Source organism: Nonomuraea roseoviolacea subsp. carminata, assembly GCF_024172185.1.
Lineage (GTDB): Bacteria > Actinomycetota > Actinomycetes > Streptosporangiales > Streptosporangiaceae > Nonomuraea > Nonomuraea roseoviolacea.
This window is the reverse complement of record NZ_JAMZEC010000001.1, coordinates 6,094,995-6,116,549: the sequence shown is the minus strand read 5'-3', so window position 1 is coordinate 6,116,549 and position 21,555 is coordinate 6,094,995. Positions and strand designations below refer to the sequence as shown.

The 21,555-nt window shown below is 71.2% G+C and carries 23 protein-coding genes; 7 read left to right on the top strand and 16 right to left on the bottom strand.

Annotated elements, in window-relative coordinates; all coding sequences use genetic code 11:
- Positions 1 to 25: 25 nt before the first annotated feature.
- The 3 genes from HD595_RS28365 to HD595_RS28355 all read right to left on the bottom strand — a co-directional run bounded on the left by HD595_RS28365 (position 26) and on the right by HD595_RS28355 (position 3,266).
- Positions 26 to 1,006: an ABC transporter substrate-binding protein gene (locus tag HD595_RS28365; protein WP_253774205.1), complete on the bottom strand. Its 981-nt coding sequence runs from the start codon at positions 1,004 to 1,006 to the stop codon at positions 26 to 28.
- Positions 1,007 to 1,106: 100 nt separating this feature from the next.
- The gene (locus HD595_RS28360; RefSeq protein WP_253781343.1) at positions 1,107 to 2,090 is read right to left on the bottom strand and encodes a LacI family DNA-binding transcriptional regulator; all 984 of its coding nucleotides are present in this window, start codon (positions 2,088 to 2,090) and stop codon (positions 1,107 to 1,109) included.
- 186 nt (positions 2,091 to 2,276) lie between these two features.
- A complete protein-coding gene (locus HD595_RS28355) occupies positions 2,277 to 3,266 on the bottom strand; it encodes a LacI family DNA-binding transcriptional regulator (protein ID WP_253774203.1) in 990 nt (329 codons plus the stop codon).
- A gap of 139 nt (positions 3,267 to 3,405) precedes the next feature.
- On the opposite strand from HD595_RS28355, the gene HD595_RS28350 reads away from it, so the two are divergent.
- The 5 genes from HD595_RS28350 to HD595_RS28330 all read left to right on the top strand — a co-directional run bounded on the left by HD595_RS28350 (position 3,406) and on the right by HD595_RS28330 (position 12,314).
- A complete protein-coding gene (locus tag HD595_RS28350) occupies positions 3,406 to 4,689 on the top strand; it encodes an ABC transporter substrate-binding protein (RefSeq protein WP_253774201.1) in 1,284 nt (427 codons plus the stop codon).
- The gene (locus tag HD595_RS28345; protein WP_253774199.1) at positions 4,686 to 5,600 is read left to right on the top strand and encodes a carbohydrate ABC transporter permease; all 915 of its coding nucleotides are present in this window, start codon (positions 4,686 to 4,688) and stop codon (positions 5,598 to 5,600) included. Before HD595_RS28350 ends, HD595_RS28345 begins: the two co-directional genes overlap by 4 nt.
- A complete protein-coding gene (locus tag HD595_RS28340) occupies positions 5,597 to 6,361 on the top strand; it encodes a carbohydrate ABC transporter permease (protein WP_253774197.1) in 765 nt (254 codons plus the stop codon). Before HD595_RS28345 ends, HD595_RS28340 begins: the two co-directional genes overlap by 4 nt.
- Positions 6,354 to 8,198, top strand: coding sequence for a glycoside hydrolase family 127 protein (locus HD595_RS28335; RefSeq protein ID WP_253774195.1), 1,845 nt, complete (start codon positions 6,354 to 6,356; stop codon positions 8,196 to 8,198). The genes HD595_RS28340 and HD595_RS28335 overlap by 8 nt, the downstream gene beginning before the upstream one ends.
- A gap of 66 nt (positions 8,199 to 8,264) precedes the next feature.
- Positions 8,265 to 12,314, top strand: a complete 4,050-nt coding sequence (locus HD595_RS28330; protein WP_253774193.1) for an Ig-like domain-containing protein — start codon at positions 8,265 to 8,267, stop codon at positions 12,312 to 12,314.
- Positions 12,315 to 12,375: 61 nt separating this feature from the next.
- Here HD595_RS28330 and HD595_RS28325 read toward each other — a convergent pair whose 3' ends face one another.
- The 10 genes from HD595_RS28325 to HD595_RS28280 form a co-directional block, all read right to left on the bottom strand.
- Entirely contained in the window at positions 12,376 to 12,696 is a 321-nt protein-coding gene (locus HD595_RS28325) for a gas vesicle protein K (RefSeq protein ID WP_253774191.1), read from the bottom strand.
- Positions 12,697 to 12,701: 5 nt separating this feature from the next.
- On the bottom strand, positions 12,702 to 12,995 hold the full coding sequence (locus tag HD595_RS28320; protein WP_253774189.1) for a gas vesicle protein: 294 nt from the start codon (positions 12,993 to 12,995) through the stop codon (positions 12,702 to 12,704).
- Positions 12,992 to 13,936, bottom strand: coding sequence for a GvpL/GvpF family gas vesicle protein (locus tag HD595_RS28315; RefSeq protein ID WP_253774187.1), 945 nt, complete (start codon positions 13,934 to 13,936; stop codon positions 12,992 to 12,994). Before HD595_RS28315 ends, HD595_RS28320 begins: the two co-directional genes overlap by 4 nt.
- Complete coding sequence (locus HD595_RS47285; RefSeq protein ID WP_253774185.1) at positions 13,926 to 14,468, bottom strand: gas vesicle protein; 543 nt, start codon at positions 14,466 to 14,468, stop codon at positions 13,926 to 13,928. The genes HD595_RS28315 and HD595_RS47285 overlap by 11 nt, the downstream gene beginning before the upstream one ends.
- 2 nt (positions 14,469 to 14,470) lie before the next feature.
- Positions 14,471 to 15,010, bottom strand: coding sequence for a gas vesicle protein GvpO (gvpO, locus tag HD595_RS28305; RefSeq protein WP_253774183.1), 540 nt, complete (start codon positions 15,008 to 15,010; stop codon positions 14,471 to 14,473).
- Between the two features lie 4 nt (positions 15,011 to 15,014).
- Entirely contained in the window at positions 15,015 to 15,359 is a 345-nt protein-coding gene (locus HD595_RS28300) for a gas vesicle protein GvpG (RefSeq protein ID WP_253774181.1), read from the bottom strand.
- Between the two features lie 6 nt (positions 15,360 to 15,365).
- Complete coding sequence (locus tag HD595_RS28295; RefSeq protein WP_253774179.1) at positions 15,366 to 16,163, bottom strand: GvpL/GvpF family gas vesicle protein; 798 nt, start codon at positions 16,161 to 16,163, stop codon at positions 15,366 to 15,368.
- A gap of 2 nt (positions 16,164 to 16,165) precedes the next feature.
- On the bottom strand, positions 16,166 to 16,513 hold the full coding sequence (gene gvpJ, locus HD595_RS28290) for a gas vesicle protein GvpJ (protein WP_425566432.1): 348 nt from the start codon (positions 16,511 to 16,513) through the stop codon (positions 16,166 to 16,168).
- Positions 16,514 to 16,613: 100 nt separating this feature from the next.
- Positions 16,614 to 17,819, bottom strand: a complete 1,206-nt coding sequence (locus tag HD595_RS28285) for an SRPBCC family protein (RefSeq protein WP_253774175.1) — start codon at positions 17,817 to 17,819, stop codon at positions 16,614 to 16,616.
- Positions 17,820 to 17,824: 5 nt separating this feature from the next.
- Entirely contained in the window at positions 17,825 to 18,787 is a 963-nt protein-coding gene (locus HD595_RS28280; protein ID WP_253774173.1) for a hypothetical protein, read from the bottom strand.
- Positions 18,788 to 18,985: 198 nt separating this feature from the next.
- Here HD595_RS28280 and HD595_RS28275 point away from each other — a divergent pair, with 198 nt between their 5' ends.
- Positions 18,986 to 19,594, top strand: a complete 609-nt coding sequence (locus HD595_RS28275; RefSeq protein ID WP_253774171.1) for a cadmium resistance transporter — start codon at positions 18,986 to 18,988, stop codon at positions 19,592 to 19,594.
- Positions 19,595 to 19,639: 45 nt separating this feature from the next.
- The gene (locus tag HD595_RS28270) at positions 19,640 to 20,422 is read left to right on the top strand and encodes an SDR family NAD(P)-dependent oxidoreductase (RefSeq protein ID WP_253774170.1); all 783 of its coding nucleotides are present in this window, start codon (positions 19,640 to 19,642) and stop codon (positions 20,420 to 20,422) included.
- 16 nt (positions 20,423 to 20,438) lie between these two features.
- On the opposite strand, the gene HD595_RS28265 is transcribed toward HD595_RS28270, so the two are convergent.
- Genes HD595_RS28265 through HD595_RS28255 form a run of 3 tightly spaced genes read right to left on the bottom strand, consistent with a single transcriptional unit; the run spans position 20,439 to position 21,419 of the window.
- Positions 20,439 to 20,732 carry a hypothetical protein gene (locus HD595_RS28265; protein WP_253774167.1) on the bottom strand — a complete coding sequence of 98 codons (294 nt, stop codon included), beginning with the start codon at positions 20,730 to 20,732 and terminating at the stop codon, positions 20,439 to 20,441.
- A gap of 10 nt (positions 20,733 to 20,742) precedes the next feature.
- Positions 20,743 to 21,171 carry a type II toxin-antitoxin system VapC family toxin gene (locus HD595_RS28260; RefSeq protein ID WP_253774165.1) on the bottom strand — a complete coding sequence of 143 codons (429 nt, stop codon included), beginning with the start codon at positions 21,169 to 21,171 and terminating at the stop codon, positions 20,743 to 20,745.
- On the bottom strand, positions 21,168 to 21,419 hold the full coding sequence (locus tag HD595_RS28255; protein WP_253774163.1) for a hypothetical protein: 252 nt from the start codon (positions 21,417 to 21,419) through the stop codon (positions 21,168 to 21,170). Before HD595_RS28255 ends, HD595_RS28260 begins: the two co-directional genes overlap by 4 nt.
- Between the last annotated feature and the right edge of the window lie 136 nt (positions 21,420 to 21,555).

Genomic DNA, 21,555 nt, shown 5'->3' with positions numbered 1-21,555 from the left:
CGGGGCGGCCGGCCCGATCACCGGGTCAGTACTTGCGGCTGGGCAGCGCGGTCTTGGCCTGCTCCTGGGTGAACGTGGTCTCCTCGGTCACCACGCGGGCCGGGACGCTCTCGTTCTTGACGACCTTCTTGGCGAGGTCCATGAGCTGCGGGCCGAGCAACGGGGAGCACTCGACGATGTAGTTGATCTTCCCGTCGGCCAGGGCCTGCATGCCGTCGTGCACGGCGTCCACGGTGATGATCTTGATGTCCTTGCCGGGGACCTTGCCGGCGCCCTCGATGGCCTCGATGGCGCCGAGGCCCATGTCGTCGTTGTGCGCGTACAGGACGTCGATGTCGGGGTTGGCCTTGAGGAACGCCTCCATGACCTCCTTGCCCTTGGCGCGGGTGAAGTCGCCGGTCTGCGAGGCGACGATCCTGAACTTGGGATCGGCCCCGACGACCTCCTGGAAGCCGGCCTTGCGGTCGTTGGCCGGGGCGGAGCCGGTCGTGCCCTGCAGCTCGACGATGTTGACCGGGTCCTTGGCGTCCTTGTACTGCTCGACCAGCCACTTGCCGGCCTTGCGGCCCTCCTCGACGAAGTCGGAGCCGAGGAAGGTCTTGTAGAGGCTGGTGTCCTTGGAGTCGACGGCCCGGTCGGTGAGGATGACCGGGATCTTGGCGTTCTTCGCCTCCTTGAGCACGGTGTCCCAGCCCGACTCGACCACCGGCGAGAAGGCGATGACGTCCACCTTCTGCTGGATGTAGGAGCGGATCGCCTTGATCTGGTTCTCCTGCTTCTGCTGGGCGTCGGAGAACTTCAGCGTGATCCCGGCGGCCTTGGCCGACTCCTGGACCGACTTGGTGTTCGCCGTGCGCCAGCCGCTCTCGGCGCCGACCTGGGAGAAGCCCATGGTGATCGAGCCGTCGCCGCCGCCCGAGCCGCTGCCGCCCCCGCCGCCGCCACAGCCGGTCAGCGTCGCGGCGGCCAGGCCGGCGACGACGAGCATCGAGATCCTCTTCAACACGTGGAGTCCTTCTTTCCTTATGTGAGCGCTAACATCAGCGACCTGACGCGAGCGCCGCGCTTCCGTGTTCCCCGATGTCCCCGATATCGCCGATGGGTGTTCAGACCCGCGCCGTGCTGGCCCGGGCCACGAAGGAGGGCGGGACGACGAGGCGCTCGCACGCACGCTGCTCCTCGCCCTCGATCTGCTGGAGCAGCACCTCTATGCTGTTCCTGCCGACCGCGTCGAAGTCCTGCCTGATGGTGGTGAGGGGAGGTGAGAAGAACTCCGACTCGGGGATGTCGTCGAAACCGACGACGCTCACCTGGTCGGGCACCTTCACCCCCTGCTCCGAGAACGCCCTGAGCACACCCAGGGCCATCTGGTCGTTGGCCACGAAGACCGCGCTGACGCCCGCCATGGACGCCAGGCTGCGGCCCGCCTCGTAGCCCGAGCGCGGGCTCCAGTCGCCGGCCAGCGGCTCCGGCGCCGCGCGCCCGGCCTGGGCGAGCGCCGCCCGCCACCCGGCCACGCGGCCCTCGGCCTCCAGCCAGTCGGACGGGCCCCGCACGTGCCAGACGGTCTCGTGGCCCAGCGAGAGCAGGTGCTCGGTGGCGAGCCGGCCCCCCTCGACCTGGTCCACGCAGACCACCGACACGTCGCCCGCCTCGCCGCCCTCGACCGCCACGATGGGCACGCCGGGCGCCAGGTCGGCCAGGGTCTGGGCGGCCGAGCGCTGCGGCGCGACGACCACGATGCCGTCGACGCCCTGGTCGGCCAGGTAGTCGAGGGCGTCGCGGACGCCGGTCCGGTCGATGGACTTGAGGCTGACGATGCTGACGAAGTAGCCCGCCGCGCGGGCCGCCTGCTCGATGCCGTACACCGTGCTGGCGGGGCCGTAGAGGGTGGTGTCGAAGCTGACCACGCCCAGGGTCCGGGAGTGCTTGGTCACCAGGGCGCGGGCGACGAGGTTGCGGCGGTAGCCGAGTTTGTCGATCGCCTCCAGCACCCGGGTGCGGGTCTCGCTGCGCACGTTAGGGTGTTCGTTGAGCACGCGGGAGACCGTCTGGTGCGACACTCCCGCCTCACGGGCGACGTCCGCCATGACCGGCATCCGCCGGGCTTGCGACGATCCCACGAGGTGCTCCTTCCCGGCCCTCTCACGCTGGGCCTGGGAAGACTGTGAACGTTAACAATGGGTCCCGTCAAGAGCTCCCGGGATTACGGAAACGTCACGCGCGCGCTCGTGATCGCCCCCGCGGGGCGCTCTCCCCCACGGCCACGGGGATTCTCACGCGGCGGCGGTCGAGTCACGGATCACCAGATGACAGGGCATGCGGTGCACCCCGGGGGTGGCCCGGCCGTCGATGGCGGCGAACAGGTGCTGGGCGGCGGTGCGGCCGAGCAGCTCCAGGTTCATGTCCACGGTCGTGAGCGCGGGGCGCGTCTCGGTGGACAGCACCTCCCAGTTGTCGTAGCCGATCACCGCGAGGTCGCCGGGCACGGAGCGGCCCCGCTCGCGGGCGGCCTCCACGAAGCCGGCCGCCACCTGGTCGCTTCCGCAGAACACCGCGTCCACGCCGGGCTCGGCCATGAGCAGCATCTCGGCGGCGTGCCGTCCCCAGCGCTGCGACCACGAGCCCCACAGCGTCTCGCCGGCCTGCTCGCAGCCGGCCGCCTCCAGCGCGATCCGCAGCCCCTCGGCGCGGTCGCGGGCCGCCTTGTAGTGCCGGGGGCCGGTGACGTGCGCGATCCGGCGCCGGCCGAGGGCGAGCAGGTGCTCCACGGCCATCGCCGCGCCGCCCACGTCGTCGGGCACGAAGGAGACGTCCTCGGGGTCGTCGGAGGGCCCGTAGGCGTACACGACGGGGACCGGGACGTCCTTGCTGACCGAGGGCCGCGGGTCGGTGCTCTCGCCGACCACGATGATCCCGTCCACCCGGCGCGACAGCAGCGCGCGCAGATGGTGCTGCTCGCGGATGGCGTCGCCGCGCGCGTCGCACAGCATCACCGCCATCTCCCCCGCGCCGAACGCGTCCTCCGCCCCCAGCAGTACCGGGATCCCGAACCGGCCCACGCTGTCGGAGGTGAGCAGGCCCACCGTGCGGGTCCGCCCCGACAGCAGCCCCCGCGCGAGGGCGTTCGGCTGGAACGACAGCTCCGCGGCGGCGGCCAGCACCCGCTCGCGGGTCGAAGCCCGCACGTCCTGCCGCCCGTTGAGCGCCTTGGAGGCCGTGGCGATCGACACCCCCGCCAGGGAGGCCACGTCGTTGATGGTCACGCGCCTACCCGCCATATTTCGAAACCCTTTTCAGTCACCTGACAACTGCCACGCACCTTAACACCCATTGACAGGCCACGATGTTTCTTCTACGTTTCCGAAAACCTTTTAGTTCTCGGGGGTCCCAAAGGAGACAACCATGAGACGACGACTGGCCGGGATCGCCATCCTCGGGCTGTTAGCGCTCACATCGGCGGCTTGCGGGAGCGGCGGCGGTGAAGCCGGGTCGTCGGCCGAGCCCGCCGCGGGCCCGGCCACCATCACCATGTGGACGCGCGCCGCCACCCAGGCGCAGAGCGAGCGGCTGGTGAAGGCCTACAACAGCAGCCACAAGAACCAGGTCAAACTGACCGTCATCCCGACGGACAACTACCAGCCCCGTATCGCGGCCGCCGCCGGGGCCAAGCAGCTTCCCGACGTGTTCGCCGCCGACGTCATCTTCGTCCCCAACTACACCGCGCAGGGCCTGTTCCTCGACATCACCGACCGGATCAACGCCCTGCCGTTCAAGGACAAGCTCGCGCCCTCGCACATGAAGCTGGGCACCATGGACGGCCGGCAGTACACGCTGCCGCACACCCTCGACCTGTCGGTCTGGTTCTGGAACAAGGACCTGTACCAGAAGGCCGGCCTCGACCCGGAGAAGGGCCCCAAGACGCTCAAGGAGTTCGCCCAGCAGGCGACCACCATCCAGGACAAGCTCGGCAAGGACGGCAAGGACGGCAGGGTCCATGGCACGTTCTTCGGCGGCAACTGCGGCGGCTGCTACGTCTTCACCTTCTGGCCCTCGGTCTGGGCGGCCGGCGGCCAGGTCATGAACCCCGAGGGCACCACCTCCCTGAACGACCGGGCGCCGATGACCGACGTGTTCAAGATCTGGCGCGAGCTGTACGACAAGAAGGTCACCGGCCCGACGGCCAAGGAGGAACAGGGCCCGACCTGGACCGGCTTCTTCCCCAAGGGCGAGATCGGCGTCATGCCGATGCCCTCGACCACGCTCGGCCTCATGCCGAAGGACATGAAGATCGGCGTCACCCCGATCGCCGGGCCCGACGGCGGCGAGTCCACCTTCGTCGGCGGCGACTCGATCGGCATCTCCTCCACCACGAAGAACGCCGACGCGGCCTGGGACTTCCTGTCCTGGACCATGTCGGAGGACGCGCAGGTCGAGGTCATGGCCAAGAACAAGGACGTGCTCGCCCGCACCGACCTGGCCGGTAACAAGTACTCCGCCGAGGACCCGCGCGTCGTGCTGATCAACTCGCTGGTCGCCAAGGGCCAGACCCCGTTCGCGCCGCGCTTCGGCCAGACCTTCAACGACCCGCAGGGGCCGTGGCTGCGCCTGGCCCGGGAGGCGATCTTCGGTGACGCCTCGAAGCTCCCCCAGCTCAACGCCGAGATCACGAAGTCGCTGCAGCAATGACGTTGACGCTCACGCGCGCCGGACGGCGGGCGGCGCACGGCGCGCCGCCCGCCCGATGGCGGGGCAAGAAGGTCCAGGGCTGGCTGTACGCGGCGCCCACCGCGGTCATCGTCGGGGTGCTGTTCGTCGTGCCCCTCGTGCTCGTGGTTTGGATGTCGCTCAACCGCTGGCCGCTGCTCGGCCCGGCCCGCTTCAACGCCCCGGACAACTACGCCAGGATCGCCGACAACCCGCTGTTCCTCGACGCGGTGCTCTTCACGCTGAAGTACACGGCGATCACCACGGTGCTGCTGTCGTCGGTCGCGCTCGGCCTCGCCCTGCTCGTGCAGGAGCGCCGGCCCGGTGTCGGCTTCTTCCGCACCGCGTTCTTCCTGCCGGGCGCGGTCGGCTTCGCCGCCGCCGCGCTGCTGTTCTACGGCATGCTCAACAACGACTTCGGCCCCATCGACCCGATGCTGCGGGCGCTGGGCATCACCCACGAGCCGGTGAAGTGGATCGGCACGCCGAACATGGCGCTGTTCTCCACGATCGCGCTGGTGCTGTGGCGCTTCGCCGGGTTCAACATGCTCATCCTGCTGACCGGGCTGCAGGCGATCCCGGTCGAGGTCTACGAGGCGGCGCGCAGCGACGGCGCCGGCCGCTGGCAGATCTTCACCAGGATCACGCTGCCGCTGCTGCGGCCCACGCTCGCCCTGATGCTGATCCTCAGCGTCACCGGCTCCCTGCTGGCCTTCGACCAGTTCTTCATCTTCACCAACGGCGGCCCCGACAACAGCACCGTCTCCATGGTCATGGTCGCCTACCGTGACGCGTTCTTCCGCTTCGACCTCGGCGGCGCCGCGGCCCTGTCGGTCGTGCTGCTGGTGGGCCTGGTCGGCCTCAACACCCTGATGATGCGGAGGCTGCGGTGACCCGCCATCTCACCCTGTCGGCGCTGGCCGTGCTGTTCCTGTTCCCGCTGGTGTGGAGCGGCTGGGCGTCGCTGGAGGACCCGTCCGACTACCTGGAGATGGCCAGGTTCGGCGAGGGGCTCGGCACGTACGCCACCAACAGCGTGCTCGTGTCGGCCATGACCGTCGCCGGCACGCTCGTGGTCTCGGCGCTCGGCGGCTACGCCTTCGCCCGCTTCGACTTCCCCGGCAAGAACCTGCTGTTCCTGGCCACGCTGGCGATCCTCATGGTGCCGTACGCGACGATCCTCATCCCGCTGTACGTGCTGCTCGGCTTCATCGGCCTGCAGAACTCGCTGGTGGGCCTGTCACTGGTGTTCGTCATGTTCCAGCTCCCGTTCGCGCTGTTCATGATGCGCAACGCGTTCGAGGCGATCCCCCGCGAGCTGGAGGAGGCGGCGCTGGTCGACGGGTGCGGCACCTTCCGCGCGTTCTCCCGCATCCTGCTGCACGCGGTGCGGCCCGCGCTCGTCACGGTCGGCCTGTTCGCCTTCCTCGCCTCCTGGAACGACTTCTTCGCCCCGCTCATCCTGCTCAACGACGGCTCGTCGTTCACGCTGCCGGTGGCCGTGGTCAGCATGACCCAGCGCACGTTCGGCGCGATCGACTACGGGATGCTCCAGGCCGGCGTCATGGTCATGGCCGTCCCGTGCCTCGTCCTCTTCATCGTCCTGCAGCGCCACTACGTGCGCGGATTCATGTCGGGAGCTCTGCGTGGCTAATCCTGTCCTGCCCTCCTCGGGCGTGCTGTCCCCGTTGGGCCTCGACTCCGTGCGGCTGACCGCCGGGTTCTGGGGCGACCGCGCGGCCCTCAACCGGGACGTCACCATGGTGCACTGCCAGGAGTGGATGGAACGCGAAGGCTGGATCGGCAACTTCCGCGGGCAGCGCCCGCGGAGGGGCCGGGAGTTCAGCGACTCGGAGATCTACAAGCTGCTGGAGGGCATGGCCTGGGCGGACCACCCGGCGCTGCCGGAGCTGGCCGAGACCGTGGGCAGGGCGCAGGAGGGCGACGGCTACCTCAACACGCGCTGGAGCGGCAACCGCTACACCGACTTCGAGTGGGGCCACGAGCTGTACTGCTACGGCCACCTCATCCAGGCGGGCGTGGCCCGGCTGCGCACGCACGGCGAGGACCGGCTGACCGAGATCGCGGTGCGCGCCGCCGACCACGTGTGCCGGCGCTTCATGGACACCGCCGAGACCTGCGGCCACCCGGTGGTCGAGATGGCGCTGGTCGAGCTGTACCGGGCCACCGGGGCCGAGCGCTACCTGGAGATGGCCCGCCGCTTCGTCGAGCGCCGCGGCCGCCCGGCGCTCGGCGACATCCCCTTCGGCCGCGCCTACTTCCAGGACGACCTCCCGGTACGGCAGGCGCAGGTCTTCCGCGGCCACGTCGTGCGCGCCCTCTACCTGGCCTCCGGCGTGGTGGACGTGGCCGTCGAGACCGGCGACGAGGAGCTGCTCAAGGCCGTCGAGGCGCAGTGGGAGCGGACCCTGGCCCGGCGCACCCACCTGACCGGCGGCATGGGCTCCCGGCACGCCGACGAGTCGTACGGCGAGGACTTCGAGCTGCCGCCGGACCGCGCCTACAACGAGACCTGCGCGAGCATCGCCTCGATCATGCTGGCGCACCGGCTGCTGCTGGCCACCGGCGACGTCAGGTACGCCGACGTGGCAGAGCGGACGATGTACAACATGCTCGCCACGGGGGCGGCGCTGGACGGCCGCTCGTTCTTCTACTGCAACCCGCTGCACGTGCGGGTGGCCGCCGAGCCGCCGCAGGGCGTCAACCACGCGGCCGAGGGCGGCCTGCGCTCGCAGTGGTTCGACGTGTCGTGCTGCCCGAACAACATCGCCCGCACCCTCGCCTCCCTGGGCGCGTACGTGGCCGCCGCCGACTCCGGCGGGGTGCGGATCCACCACCACACGCCCGCCGAGATCCGGCACGGCGAGCTGGCGCTGCGGGTGGAGACCGGCTACCCGTGGTCGGGCGGCGTGACCGTGCGGGTCCTGGAGGACGGCGCGGGGGCCGTGTCGCTGCGGGTGCCCTTCTGGGCGGGCGGCGCCACGCTGACGGCCGGCTCCGGCCCGGCCCGTCCGGTCGCGCCCGGCTACGCCGTCGCGGAGGGGCCGTGGCGGGCCGGGGACGAGATCCGGCTGGAGCTGCCCATGGAGCCGCGCTGGACGTACCCGGACCGGCGCGTCGACGCCCTGCGCGGGTGCGCGGCGGTGGAGCGGGGGCCGCTCGTGTACTGCGCGGAGTCGGTGGGCGACGAGCCGCCGCTGGCGCACCTGACCGTCCGCGCGCCGGCCCCGCCCGTGGAGGTGGCGCCTTCCGAGGACGGCGTCGACTCGGGTGGCCCGGCCGGCGGCGGGGCGGTCGAGCTGGAGGTCGCCGCGGTGCTCGCGGAGCCCCGGGGCGACGGCTGGCCGTACGGGCCGGAACCGGACAAGGTGAGCGGCGGCGCGGACACCGCGCTGCGGCTCGTCCCCTACCACCGGTGGGGCAACCGCGGCCCCGCCACCATGCGCGTCTGGCTTCCCGTCGCCGAGTGACCCCCCTCTCGCCGAGCGACCTCACCCGCCTCGGCGAGTGACCCACCCCCCGCTGGAGGAGACCCCTTGCGTAGAACCCTGCCCTGTCTGGTCGCCCTGACCCTGGCGGGCGGCCTGCTCGCCGGCACCCCGCCGGCCGCCTCCGCGCAGGCGGCGCGAACGGCCTGGACGGCGGCCCCGGACGCGCTGGGCATGCCGGCCTTCACCGGAGCCGACCCGGTGCCCGACGAGCCCGCCGGCCACGACCCGCGCAGGATGATGGAGGCGATCTACAAGAAGGAGAAGGGCGGCGACTCCTACTGGATCGACCGCATGCTGGCCCGGCCGGGCGACGACCCGGCGGGCACCTGGCTGATGTCGCGCGGCCGGGCGCTGTTCATGAAGGAGCACGACCCGAAGAAGATCGGTTTCGGCGGGTACGTCGCGTACTGGGAGAGCGTCGACAACCGCGACGCCTACACGATCTCGTTCGGGACCGACCTGACCGAGGACGTCTCCAAGCGGCTGCAGATGCCCAGCCACTGGAGCGGCCGCTACACCGGGGACGGGCTCGCGGTCGGCGTGAAGAAGTTCATCACGCACGAGAACGTGGCCGTGACGACACTGGAGATCACCAACACCGGATCGGCGGCCAGGGACGTCCCCATCACGGTGACCTCACCGTACGCCAGGACCGCGGACGGCGAGCAGGAGCTGACCGGCGCCGTGTTCGCCAGGAACCGGCTGACCACGATCTTCCCCCGGCTCAGCGGTGACGGGCTGAAGGCGTCGGAGGGCACGCTGAAGGGCTCGGTCACGCTCGCGCCCGGCGGCACGGTGCGCGCGAAGGTGCAGATGGGCTTCGTCACCGACGAGCTGCCCGCCTCCCGCTCGGAGTACGACGGCTACAAGGGCCGCTCGCCGGAGCAGGCGCTGCGGCGCCAGCTCCAGGACTACAACGCCTGGTGGGCGCGGAACATCCCCTACATCGACGTGCCGGACGAGAACATCAAGAAGTTCGTGTACTACCGCTGGTGGCTCATGCGCTTCAACTTCCTCGACGCCGACATCCCCGGGAACGACTACCAGTTCCCGACGTCGGTGGAGGGCGCGCTGGGCTACAACAACGCGATCGTGCTGACCGTCCCGATGTTCGTGCAGGACCTGAAGTACCTGCGGGACCCGATCTACTCGTACGGGCCGTGGGTGTCAGCCGGCGAGGTGTCGCGCAACTCCAAGTACACCGACAACCCGGGCGACCCGGAGAACTGGTCGAACAGCTACACCCAGTACATCTCGGCGGCGGCGCTGGAGAGCTACCAGATCCACGGCGGCCAGCCGGCGATCCTGCGCAACCTCGCCCGCTACGCCGAGAAGGACGTCCACGGGCAGCTCGCCGCGTACGACTCCAACGGCAACGGGGTCATCGAGTACGACCGGGAGTACATGACCGGCAACGACGCCGACGCGGTGTCGTTCCACTACTACGGGCGGGCCAACGAGCGGCTGGAGGGCGCCTACGTCTACGCCAACGCGATGGCGGCGGCGCAGGCGTACGAGCTGACCGGCGACACCGCCAAGGCCGCCGAGATGCGCGGCGTGGCGGACAAGGTGAAGAACGGCGTCCTCACCCTGCTGTGGGACGAGCAGGACAAGCTGTTCAAGCACCGCGACCTGCAGACGGGCAAGCTGATCCCGTGGAAGGAGTCGAACAACTACATCCCGTACGCGACCGGCCTGGTGCCCACCGACGACCCGAAATATCGGGAGGCGCTCCGCTTATGGGCGGATCCTGCGGAATATCCGATCTTCCCGGCCTATACCGCTGACCAGAAGGACAAGGCGGAGGCCGCCGCGGCCGGCAACCCCGGCTCCAACAACTTCTCGCAGATCAACTCGACCCGGAACTTCGCGCTGTTCGGCAAGGCGCTGCGCGAGTACCCGTCGCCGTACATCACGGCCGGGCAGTACAAGCAGCTCCTGTACTGGAACGCCTGGTCGCAGTACGTCGGCGGCGACACCCGCTACCCCGACGCCAACGAGTTCTGGGCCGACTGGAACGCCGGCACCAAGACCATCGGCTACCGCTCCTGGATCCACCACACGATCCTCGGCAGCAGCAACTGGACCGTCATCGAGGACGTGATGGGCCTGCGCCCGCGCTCCGACGGCAAGGTGGAGCTGTGGCCGGTGGACATCGGCTGGGACCACTTCACCGTCAACGGCGTCGACTACCGCGGCAAGGACCTGACCATCGTCTGGGACAAGCCGGGCGACGGCACCCGGCACTACGCCGGGGTGCCCGAGGGCTACTCGATCCTGGTCGACGGCAAGCGCAAGGTCACCCTGTCCGGGCTCGCGCACGCCACCTGGGACCCGGCCACCGGCAAGGTCGAGGGCGGCACCGGGAACAGCACCGTCGTGCACGCGGAGAAGGCGCCGGCGATGAAGGCCCCCGTCCAGGTGGAGCTGTCGGGCGAGCGCGTCGAGGACCTGTTCCAGAAGGCCGGCGTGGACCTGCGCTCCACCCGCCCGAACCTGGTCAAGGCGGCCACCGCCTCCCACGGCGACCCCGCCGGGGCGGTGGACGGGTTCACGATCAACGAGCCGTACTGGGACAGCAAGGGGTCGGGCAAGCCCCAGGACTGGCTGGAGCTGGACCTCGGCGCGGCGCAGCGGGTGGACCGGCTCAGGCTGTACTTCTTCGCCGACCGCAAGCCGGGCGGGCACCGGGAGCCCGCCTTCTACGCGGTGCAGTACCAGGACGGCGACACCTGGAAGGACGTGCCCGGACCGGCCAGGAGACCGGCCTACCCGCGGGCGAACCTCAACGAGGTCGGCTTCCCGGCCGTCACCGCGCGCAGGCTGCGGGTGCTGGTCACGCACCAGCCCGGCTACGCGACGGGCCTGAAGGAGGTGCAGGCGTACCGGACGGGCGCCGACGCCGGCCCGGCCGCCAACCGGGCGCCGAGCGTGGTGGCCGTCGCCGATCCCACCTTCAGCCGCCCTGGCCAGGCCAGGATCGACGCGGTGGTCAAGGACGACGCGCTGCCGTCCGGCCGGCTCACCACCCAGTGGGCCAAGGCCGACGGGCCCGGTGAGGCGTTCTTCACCGACCCGACGGGCACGAGCACGGTCGCCTCGTTCTCCGAACCGGGCACGTACCGGCTGCGGCTGACCGCCTCCGACGGCGAGAAGAGCGGCTCGGCGACCGTGACCGTGACCGCCACCGCCCAGGCGCAGCAGGTGAACGTGGCGCCCAGGGCCACGCCCACCGCCTCCTACACCTCCCCCTGGGAGAAGGTGACGGCCGTCAACGACGGCATCGACCCGCCGCGCTCCGACGACGGCGCCAACCCGCGCTGGGGCACCTGGCCGCAGCAGGGCACGCAGTGGGTGCAGCTCGACTGGCCGTCGCCGGTGCGGCTGAACAAGGCCGAGGTGTACTTCTTCGACGACGACGGCGGCGTGCGCGTGCCCGCCTCGTGGAAGATCCAGCAGTGGGACGGGGACTCGTTCGAGGACGTCACCGGCGTCGCCTCCTACCCGACGGCGGCCGACGCCTACAACGCCGTGTCCTTCGACACGGTCACGACCTCGAAGCTGCGCGTCCAGCTCGAAGCCGGCGGGGCGTCGGTCGGGCTGCTGGAGGTCAAGGCGTACGAGGTCCCGCCGGACTCCGTCCGTCCCGCGCACGTCCCCACCCTGGCCGGCACGCTGCCCGAACTGCCGGCGACCGTGGAGACCCTGTACGCGGACGGCGCCCGCGGCTCGGCCGCCGTCACCTGGCAGCAGGTCACGCCCGAGCAGGTCAGGACCGGCGGCACCAGCTTCACCGTCGCCGGGCTCGCCGAGGGCGTCCGCCAGCCCGCCCAGGCCACCGTGTACGTCCGGACGACCGCGGCGGTGACCGTCACCTCGATCGCCGAGGAGGCGGTCACGACCAGGGCGGGGGTGGCGCCGGCGCTGCCCGGGACGGTCGTGGCGACCTACAACGACGGGTCGAAGGACAGCTCCGTGGCCGTCACCTGGGAGGCGGTCGGCCCGGAGAAGTACGCCCAGCCGGGCACGTTCACGGTGACCGGCACGGTGGCGGGGACCGCCGTCCAGGCCAGGGCGACCGTGACGGTCCGGTGACGGTCCCGTGAGCCCGGGGCCGGGCTCCCGCCGCGAGGGGCGGGAGCCCGGCCCCGGATCGTCAGCGCTCCCGCCGGTCCTCCTCGGGCAGGAGCGTGCCGAGCGGGCCGAGGTCAAGGTTGAGGTCGGACGGCGACAGGCCGAACCGCTCGCACAGCTCGGTCATGGCGTCCTCCAGCCGCATCAGCGTCATGCCGAGCACCTCGACCTGCTCATCGGACAGGTCGCCCTCCTCCATGCGGCGCACGGACTGCCGCTCGACGAGCTGGCGCACCAGCTCGACCAGCGTGAGCACGAGCCGCGACAGGTCGCGCTCGACCGCCTCCCGGTCGGCCTCGATCCGCAGGCGCGGCGAACGCACCTCGCGCACGGGCTCGTCCATGACGCTCAGTCCTCCGGCCCGTACGGGTCGCGATCCGTCCGGGTGACGTACCCGCGGACGGGCTCCCGGGAGCGGACGGGCTCGTACGCGCGGATCGGCTCCGACTCGCGGATCGACATGAACAGCGCCCGCACCGAGATGCGGACGAGGTCGATGTCCGCGATCGACAGCACGATGTCCCCGCTCACGACCACGCCACCGGACAGCAGCCGGTCCAGCAGGTCCACGAGGGCGACCCGTTCGGACGGCAGCCGCCCCTCGGCGGCGAGCCGGTCCCCGCGCGTCCGCTCGAACGTCACCTCAGGTCCCCTCCACGCGGCCCGCCGTCCTCGTCGTCCAGCACGGCGAACGAGTACGGCGCCCAGGGGCCGGTGAGCTGCACGTCGCCGCCCTGCCCGCGCAGCCGTTCCACGGTCCGCGCGAACTCCTCGCCCCGCTCCCGGTCCACCAGGTAGGCGCCGTTCAGCACCATCGACTCGGGGCGTCCGGACAGCTGCGGGTCCTGGGCGCGGTGACGGCGGCTCGCGACCGCGATGGAGCTGAGCGCGCCGTGGATGTCCTCGGCCCGCGCGCCGGCCCGCCGCCACGCCTCCTCACGGCCGCGGATCTGCCGCTGCCGCCGCTTCAGGTACGCCGTGCCGGGCCGCTCCGGCGTCTTCCCGGGCTCTGGGGCTTCTTCTCCGGCGGCCCGCTCGCGCGCCCCGGCCTCTGGAGCTTCTTCTCCGGCGATCCGCTCGCGCGCCGCGGCCTCGGCCGGCCGTCCGCGCCGCTCCTCCGGCTCGTCCGGCTCCTCCCCCGGGGCGGCGTACACCTTCACGCCCCACTCCTGGCGCCCGGCCACGCGGGCGAGCGCCCGCGCGAAGTCGTCGTACCGCTCCTCCAGCAGCGCCCCCACCTGCGCGTCGCCGCTGTAGACGGTGACCAGGCGCACGGGCACCACGGCCGTCTCCCGCGCCACCGCCTCCACGACGCGGTGGTGGGCGCGCGCGGTCTCCTCCAGCCAGTCGAGGTCCTCCATGGAGCGCCGCAGCGGCTCCTCGCCGAACTGGTCGAGCGGCACGGTGCTCACGTAGGCGACCAGCCCGGCCCGCCCGATCGCGCGCACCTCGCCGCCCGCGACCCCCCGGGGAAGCGGGCTCTCGCGGCCCGCGCCGCCCCGCGGAAGCGCGTCCTCGCGGCCCGCGGTCTCCTCGGCGGCGACGGCGTAGAGGTACGTGCCCGCACCCGGGTCAGCGGCCACGGTCGTCCTCCTCCCTCTCCACCTCGCCGCGGACGGCGCGACGGCGGGAACGCCCCTCGCTCTCGCCCTCGGCCGTGCGGCGGCGGGGACGCCCCTCCTCGACCCGGCCCTCGACCACGCGACGCCCGGAACGCCCCTCCGTCTCACCCTCGACCGCGCGACGGCCGGAGCGCCCCTCCTCGATCTCGCGGTCGTCGTGGCGGGAGCGCGGATAGCCCCCCTCCTCCAGCTCGGCGACCCGGTCGCGCAGCCGCCGGTTCTCCTCCTCCAGGCCGCGGTCCTTGCCGCTGAGCCACGGGTCGTGCTCCCACCAGTCGATGCCCATCTCCCGCGCCGTGTCCACCGAGGCGATGATCAACCGCAGCTTGATCGTCAGCAGCTCGATGTCGAGCAGGTTCACCCGGATGTCACCGGCGATGATCACTCCCCGGTCGAGGACGCGTTCCAGGATGTCCCCCAGGTTGGTCGGCTCGCGCCCGCCGGAGGACGAGGGGGAGGCCTGGCGCCCGATTCCCGTCCGCGCTGGCTCCACGATCAACCCCTCTCGCTGTCGCCGCTGCCGCGCCGGTAGCGGCGCAGCCTCCGGTAGGAGAGCAGGCCGCCCTCCGTGTCCAGCTCGGCCTCGTACATCGCGAGGATGTCGCCGGACGACGGGATCCGGCGGTCCTCCACCACCTCGACGCCCACCGTCCACCCGCCGCCGTCGGAGGGCTTGACCAGCGTGACGCCCTCGGGCTCGCGGGACGTCAGCTCGGCGATGTGCCGCAGCCCGGCCTCGCCGGCGGTCGCCGCGGACAGCCGCCGCCCGCGTCGCCGCGGCCGCTCCTCCTCGTAGTCGTCCTCGGCCTCGTCCTCGTCGTCCTCTTCGTCCTGGTCCTCGTCGTCCTCGTCGTCCTCGTCGTCCTCGTCGGACGGCTCGTCCTCGTAGCCCTCGTCGGTCTCGTCTGTCTCGTCTGTCTCGTCGTTCTCGTCGGGCCGCTCGTCCTCGTCGTCCACGGCGTCCTCGTCCGGTGGGAGATCGTCCCGCTCGCGCTCGGACACGTCGCCCGCGCGGCTGCGTCGCCTGGCCGGCACGCGATCACCTCCTGACCTCACCCGGGCCGCCTTCGCCCGATCCGCGTTCGCCCGGAGCGTCTTCAACAGGGCCGTGTCCGGCTTCAGCAGGGCCGTGTCCGGCTTCGGCGGGGCCCGCTCCGGCGGGCGGGCCGATCATCCTCGCCAGGACCTCGCGCATCCGCTCCTCCTGCTCCTCCTCGGAGACGAGTCCCTCGGCCGCGTCCCGCTCGATCTCCTCCAGCTCGCGCCGCACCGCCGCCGGGTCGCTCATCTGGCGCTCGACCTGCTCCTGGATCAGCTCACCGAGCCGGATCACTCCCTTGATCGGCGCCAGCGGCCAGCCGAACAGTAGACCGAGCAGGCCCATGCGCCCTCACCCCTCCGGCGTGACGATGAAGTCGTACGCTGCCAGCGGCCCGAGCAACCGGATCTGAACGCGGCCCTCCCACTGTTCGGCGAACCGGTTCAGCACCTCCTCCAGGTCCTCCTGCCGGTCCACCTCCACGAGCAGCGCGATGTGCGCGGCGTCCTGCTCGTGGGTGGGCTCGCGTACGGACGTCAGCACGCAGACCGGCTCCAGCGCCTCCAGGAGCGCCTGAGTGTCGGCCTCGCGCTTGGCACTGATGGCCCCGTTGACCAGCTCGCCGAGCTGGATGCGCGCTTCCCTGCTCGCGTCCTCGGGCAGCCTCCGCACCTCCTCGCGCAGCCGCGCCGCCTCCGATTGTTCCTCCAGCACCTCCCTGAGGACGGCCTGCTCGACGTAGCGCGCCTTGACGACGTACTCGGCGCGGCCCTCCAGCTCCTCCAGCGCCGTCCGGAAGTCGTCGTGGTTCGGCGCGAGCAGCTCCTCGACGACCGCCTCGACGCTGGTCACCACCGCGCCGAAGCGGATGGGCAGCACCGGCACCTCGGCCGCGGTGGCGTCGAGCAGCCGCTCGTGCGCCAAGAGATCGTCGGGCGTGCCCAGGGGACGGCCCAGGACCAGCTCGCTGACCAGCGCGCCGATCTCGCCGTGCCGGACGATCGTCACCGCGGCGGACGGGTCGCCCACACCGCGCGCCTCGTCCGACACCTGCACGTCGGCCGGCACGATCCCGTACAGGTAGACGCCCTGTCCGGTTTCCGGTGCGGACTCCTGCCCCTCCTGCCCGCGTGTGGAGGTGTCCGTCATGATCAGCTCTCCCCCCTGCGACGCCGGCGGCTGGACCGCGCCTCTTCCTCGTCCCCGGAGCCGCCCATCAGGTCGTCGAGCTTCTCCGCGGCGGCCTCCAGCACGCCCTGGGCCGCGCTCTTGCCCTCCCGGGAGACCTTGTTCTGCTTGATGTTCTGCATCAGCTCGGGCAGCCCCTGGCCGCCCTGCTCCGAGATGTCCAGCCGGTTCACGGCCTCGGCGAAGCGCAGGTAGGTGTCGACGCTCGCCACCACGATCCGCGCGTCGATGGTCAGCAGCTCGATCCCCACCAGAGAGACCCGCACGTACGCGTCGATCACCAGGCCCTTGTCCAGGATGGTGTCGATCACATCCGCCAGGCCCGATGCCGAGGGTCGCTGGGCTACTCCGCCACCGCCGCCCGCGGGCTGGATAGTCATACGCTCACTCCCCGATCCTCACGCCACCGGCTCACCGCCGCGCGGCCGTCCGGCGACGCGCGGGACGGCGCGCCCGCGGCGCCTCCTCTTCTTCCTCTTCTTCCTCTTCCTCGCCTTCCTCGCCTTCCTCGCCCTCGCCGGCCCGGCCGACCGGCTGCTCTTCCTCTTCCTCCTCGCCCTCCTCCTCGGGCTCCTCTTCCTCGCCCTCTTCCTCCTCGCCCTCTTCGGGCTCCTCGCCCTCCTCGGCGCCCTCCTCGCCCTCGTACTCGCCCTCTTCGCCCTCGTACTCCTCGGGGCGCTCTTCCTCTTCGCCCTCTTCGCCTTCTCCGCCGCCTTCGCGTTCCTTCTCCTCGCGCATGGCGGTCTCGTGGTCCTTGGTGATCTCGCCGTCGTGGATCTCGCCGCGCCACCCGTCGTCGGCCATCTCCTCCGGGTGCAGCATGACGTTCCTCATGATGTGCCGCGCCACGTGCTTGAGCTCCAGGCGTGCCCGCCTGCCCTGGGCCCGCCACAGGTTGCCCGTACGCTCGAACATCCCTTGAGGGTGGTATTCGAGGACGACGACGACGCGGGTCAGGTTGGGGGCGAGTTCATGGAACGACACTGCTCCGTCCACCCAGCCCTTGGGCCCCTCCGACCGCCAGATGATGCGGTCGTCCGGGATCTGCTCCTGGATCGTGGACTTCCAGGTCCGGTGTGACCAGAAGACCTGCGCCTTCCACGAGACCTTCTCCTCGGACTCCTGGTTGACGCTCTCCACCTTCTTGGTGAAGGTCGGGAAGTCCTCGTACTTCGTCCACTGGTTGTAGACGATCCGGATCGGCGCGCCGATGTCGACCGTCTCGAAGATGTGGGTGAGCTTGAGCTTCCTCTTGCCACCCTTGCCACCCTTGCCCTTGCCGAACAGGCCGCCGATCTTCTCGCCGATGGAGCCCGTGACGGCCTTCGCCGCCCCCTTCAGCAGCATCTTCCCGGGCGAGAACCCGCCGCCGTCCTTGCCCCCGGTGATCGCGCCTAGCAGCCCCGAGGCGCCGCTGCCCCCGGTGATGGCCTGGAGCAACCCCGAGCCGTCGCCCTCGGCGACGTCGGTGAGCCGCCCCGTCATCTCCTCCAGCTTCTCGGTGATGGACCCCAGGGCCCGCTCGGCCAGGGCCATGGCGAGGTCCTGCAGAGCGTCGACGACCTCGCCGCCGGGACCTTCCCTGGTGGACTCGTCGGGCTTCGATGCGTCAGCCACCTGGCTCACCTCCGCGTCCTACTGGCCGGTGCGCCCTTCTCACCGGAATCGGCCTTGCGCCGGGCCGGCCGGGCTCCGGCCTTCGCCTCACCACCGGACGACCTGCTTCCGGAAGACTTGCTCTCCGAGGACTTGCTTCCCGAGGACTTGCTTCCCGAGGGCTTGCTCGCGGAAGGCTTGCTCGCGGAAGGCTTGCTCGCGGAAGGCCTGGACGTCGAGGCCTTGCCGGTGGAGGGCGAGGCCTTGCCGGTGGAGGGCGAGGCCTTGCCGGTGGAGGGCGAGGCCTTGCCGGTGGAGGTCTTGGACCCCGACGACCGGGTCGTGGTCCCGGAGACCGCCGACCTCACCCCCGAGGTGCCGCCCGTGGCGGCCCTGCTCACGGGCGACCCGCCGGACGCGCCCTGCGCGCGCACCCGGGTACCCTGGCCGCGCGGCCGTTCCTCGGCGGGCTCCTCCTCTTCCTCTTCTTCGCCCTCTTCGCCCTCGTACTCTCCCTCTTCGCCCCCAGGCTCCTTGGGCTCTTCATCCTCGGGCTCCTCGGGCTCTTCGCCCTCTTCGTCCTCGTACTCGTCTTCCTCGCCCTCGTAGCCCTCTTCCTCCTCCTCAGCGGGCCGCCCGCGGCCCCGACGGCGCGGCGGGCCCGGAGGGCTGGGAGGGCTCGGGTGCCGCAGCGTCTCGGCGCGGTCGTGCAGCTTGGAGGTGAGGTGGTCCACCTGCTTGCTCGCGGCCGCCATGGCGGCCGCCTTGCCGACCTCCATGAGCTCGCCCCGAAGCCGGGTGGTGATCTCTTCGATCTGGGGGGACGTGCCGAGCGCTTTCAGACCCTGCTGCAGCAGTCCGCCGCCGTTCTTGCGCAGCCGGCCCGCCGCCCCCGCCATTGCCAGAGCGGTCGCCATGCGAAGCTTGCGACGCCGGCCGAGGCAGTACCCCATGGCGAGGGCGAGCGCCATTCTGGACTTGTCGCTCATGACACGCGCTCCTTCTGTCGGCACCCGGCCTGGCGGCGGCCGGTCTGCCCCATCGGTGCCCGACAAGGGGACGAAGAAACACTTAGTGGTAGAAAACGGGCAGAATTGACGCTCGGTCACCCCGACGTTTAAGAAGCCCGCCAGGGAACGCTGTCTCGCCCACGTTCCCGTTCCCGCGCCGCGATAGGTTCGGCCGTCATGGACGGCATCGCGGGCACCATCGTCACAGCCGCCGGGATGTTCGCCGGCACGAACGTGGACGACCTCGTCGTCCTCACCGTCCTGTTCCTGTCGTCCCGCGCCAACGGGGCGCCTCGCCCCTGGCAGATCTGGGCCGGCCAGTACACCGGGATCGCCGCCCTGGTGGCCCTGTCGGCGGTCGCGGCGCTCGGCCTGACGGTCGTCCCGGACCGCTGGGTGGGCCTGCTCGGGCTCGTCCCGTTCGCCCTGGGGGTGCGCGGGCTCGTCGCGGCCGTGCGCTCCCGCAAGGACTCCGGCGACGACCCGCCCCCGACGGCCGTCGCGTCGGGCATGGCGGCCGTGGCGGGCGTGACCATCGCCAACGGCGCCGACAACCTGTCGGTCTACACGCCGGTGTTCCGCACGATCGGCCCGGTGCCGTCGCTGGTGACGATCGCGGTGTTCGCCGCGGGCGTCGCCCTGTGGTGCCTGGCGGGCTCCTGGCTCGGCTCGCACCGCAGGGTCATCGAGGTCGTCGAGCGGTACGGCCACTGGATCGTCCCGTTCGTCTTCATGACCGTCGGGGCTCTCATCGTCCTGGAGTCAGGAGTGCTCTCCTCCGGCTGAGCAGGTGGGTAGGAGCCGGGGAGGAACCGTCTCCTTGGAGGTCTCGTGGAACTGGGGCTGGCTGACAAGGTGGCCGTCGTCACGGGCGGCAGCTCGGGGATCGGCCTCGCGGTGGCGCGGGGGCTGGCCGCCGAGGGGGCACACCTGGTGCTCGCGGCGCGGGGCGCCGACCGCCTCGACCGCGAGGCGCGCGCGATCGCCGAGGACCACGGCGTACGCGTCGTTCCCGTGGCCTGCGACGTGGCGACCGGCGAGGGCACGGCGACGCTGACCCGCGCCGCCGAGGACGCCTTCGGTGGCACCGACCTCCTCGTCAACAACGCGGGAGCCGGGTCCAACGAGACGATCCTCGACGCGCCCGACGAGAAGTGGCAGGAGTACTGGGATCTACACGTCATGGCCGCCGTGCGGCTGGCCCGCGGGCTCGTCCCCGGCATGCGCCGGCGCGGCGGCGGCGTCATCCTCCACAACGCCTCGATCTGCGCGGTGCAGCCCCTGTGGTACGAGCCCATCTACAACGTGACCAAGGCCGCGTTGATGATGTTCTCCAAGGTGCTGGCCACCGAGGTCGTCGGCGACGGCATCCGCGTCAACTGCGTCAACCCCGGCCTCGTCCTCACCCCCGACTGGGTGAAGACGGCGAAGCAGCTCAGCGGCGACGACTGGCGGCGCCACCTCGACGACGTGGCCCGCGAGCACGCCCCCATCGGCCGCTTCGCCACGCCGGAGGAGGTCGCGAACCTCCTGGTCTTCCTCTGCTCGGACCGCGCGAGCTACTCCGTGGGCTCGACCTACTTCGTCGACGGCGGCATGCTCCGGACGGTGTGAGGCCGAAGGCCCGCGGTCACACGACCCAGACGTACACCTTCCGGCCGACGGCGAGCAGCCAGACGGCGACCACGACGACGCCCGCCCAGGCGCGCCTGAACGCGAGGAATGCCGCGAACGTCGCCAGCACGCCGATCCCGGCGGCGAGCGTCACGGCGAGGATGTCCGCCAGGGACTGCGGGTTGCCAGCGCCGGGGTCGACCGCGTCGTACCTGAACGGGCTGATCTGGTAGCCGAACCAGAGAACGAGCCCGCCGAACGCGAACAGGCACACCCCCGCGACACGTGCCGCCACCTTCCGCGCCGTCACGGCGGGCCCGCTAACCAGTCGCGCCGTCGGGTCGCGTCACGGCGACCACGCGTACGAGCGACTCCAGACCGGCGAAATCCTTGGGATTCGCGGTGAACAACGGCAAATCGTTGCCGGCGGCCGTGGCAGCGATCATCAAGTCGGCGGTCCGGCTCCGTGGCTGCCGGCCCTGCGCGTACACGACGGCACAGATCTGCCCGAACACGCGCGCCGCCTCCGCGTCATACGGCAGCGGGTCACCGAATGCCGCTTCGGCGTACTGGAGCACCGCGACCCTTCCCGCGCGCCTGACCGGGTCATCGGTGGCGTAGGGGCCGCGCGACAGTTCGCCGAGCGTGACGGCGGTGATCGCCGACTCCACGGGCAGTTCTGCGGGATCGAACATTTTGAAGGCGGCCACGATGTTCGTGTCGAGGACGCCTCGCTCATGCCGGATCACAGGCCGGTCCCGTCGAATGGATCACGCAGTTCGTCGTCGATCACCTCGTCGAGATCCGCCCGTACCTCGTCCCAGTCGACAACCGGAGCGGTGGCGAAGACGGCCTGCGCCTCGGCAGTGGGAACGAATCGGCGGCGCTTGACCGGCTTCACCTCGGCGAGCGGCTCACCGTTGATCGTCAGGATGTAGCGCTTCCCCTCGCGCAGGCCGCGCGTGACGCTACCGGAGTCGTTGACGAACTGGCGCACGCTCACCTCGGTAGGGCGGGGCCTCGGGGCATCCATGACTCCATGCTACTTCGGCGTACCACGGTGTACCACAGCTCACGGCGAAGCCCCGCACGAAGGCGGGGCGAAAAAGAAAAGGCGGCACCCCAACGAGTGC

What these genes read in the sequence shown, in the direction of transcription:
- HD595_RS28360 (WP_253781343.1), bottom strand. Translation starts at nt 2,090, where the DNA reads ATGGCGGACGTCGCCCGTGAGGCGGGAGTGTCGCACCAGACGGTCTCC.
- HD595_RS28350 (WP_253774201.1), top strand. Translation starts at nt 3,406, where the DNA reads ATGAGACGACGACTGGCCGGGATCGCCATCCTCGGGCTGTTAGCGCTC.
- HD595_RS28345 (WP_253774199.1), top strand. Translation starts at nt 4,686, where the DNA reads ATGACGTTGACGCTCACGCGCGCCGGACGGCGGGCGGCGCACGGCGCG.
- HD595_RS28325 (WP_253774191.1), bottom strand. Translation starts at nt 12,696, where the DNA reads ATGGACGAGCCCGTGCGCGAGGTGCGTTCGCCGCGCCTGCGGATCGAG.
- HD595_RS28300 (WP_253774181.1), bottom strand. Translation starts at nt 15,359, where the DNA reads ATGGGCCTGCTCGGTCTACTGTTCGGCTGGCCGCTGGCGCCGATCAAG.
- HD595_RS28295 (WP_253774179.1), bottom strand. Translation starts at nt 16,163, where the DNA reads ATGACGGACACCTCCACACGCGGGCAGGAGGGGCAGGAGTCCGCACCG.
- HD595_RS28280 (WP_253774173.1), bottom strand. Translation starts at nt 18,787, where the DNA reads ATGAGCGACAAGTCCAGAATGGCGCTCGCCCTCGCCATGGGGTACTGC.
- HD595_RS28275 (WP_253774171.1), top strand. Translation starts at nt 18,986, where the DNA reads ATGGACGGCATCGCGGGCACCATCGTCACAGCCGCCGGGATGTTCGCC.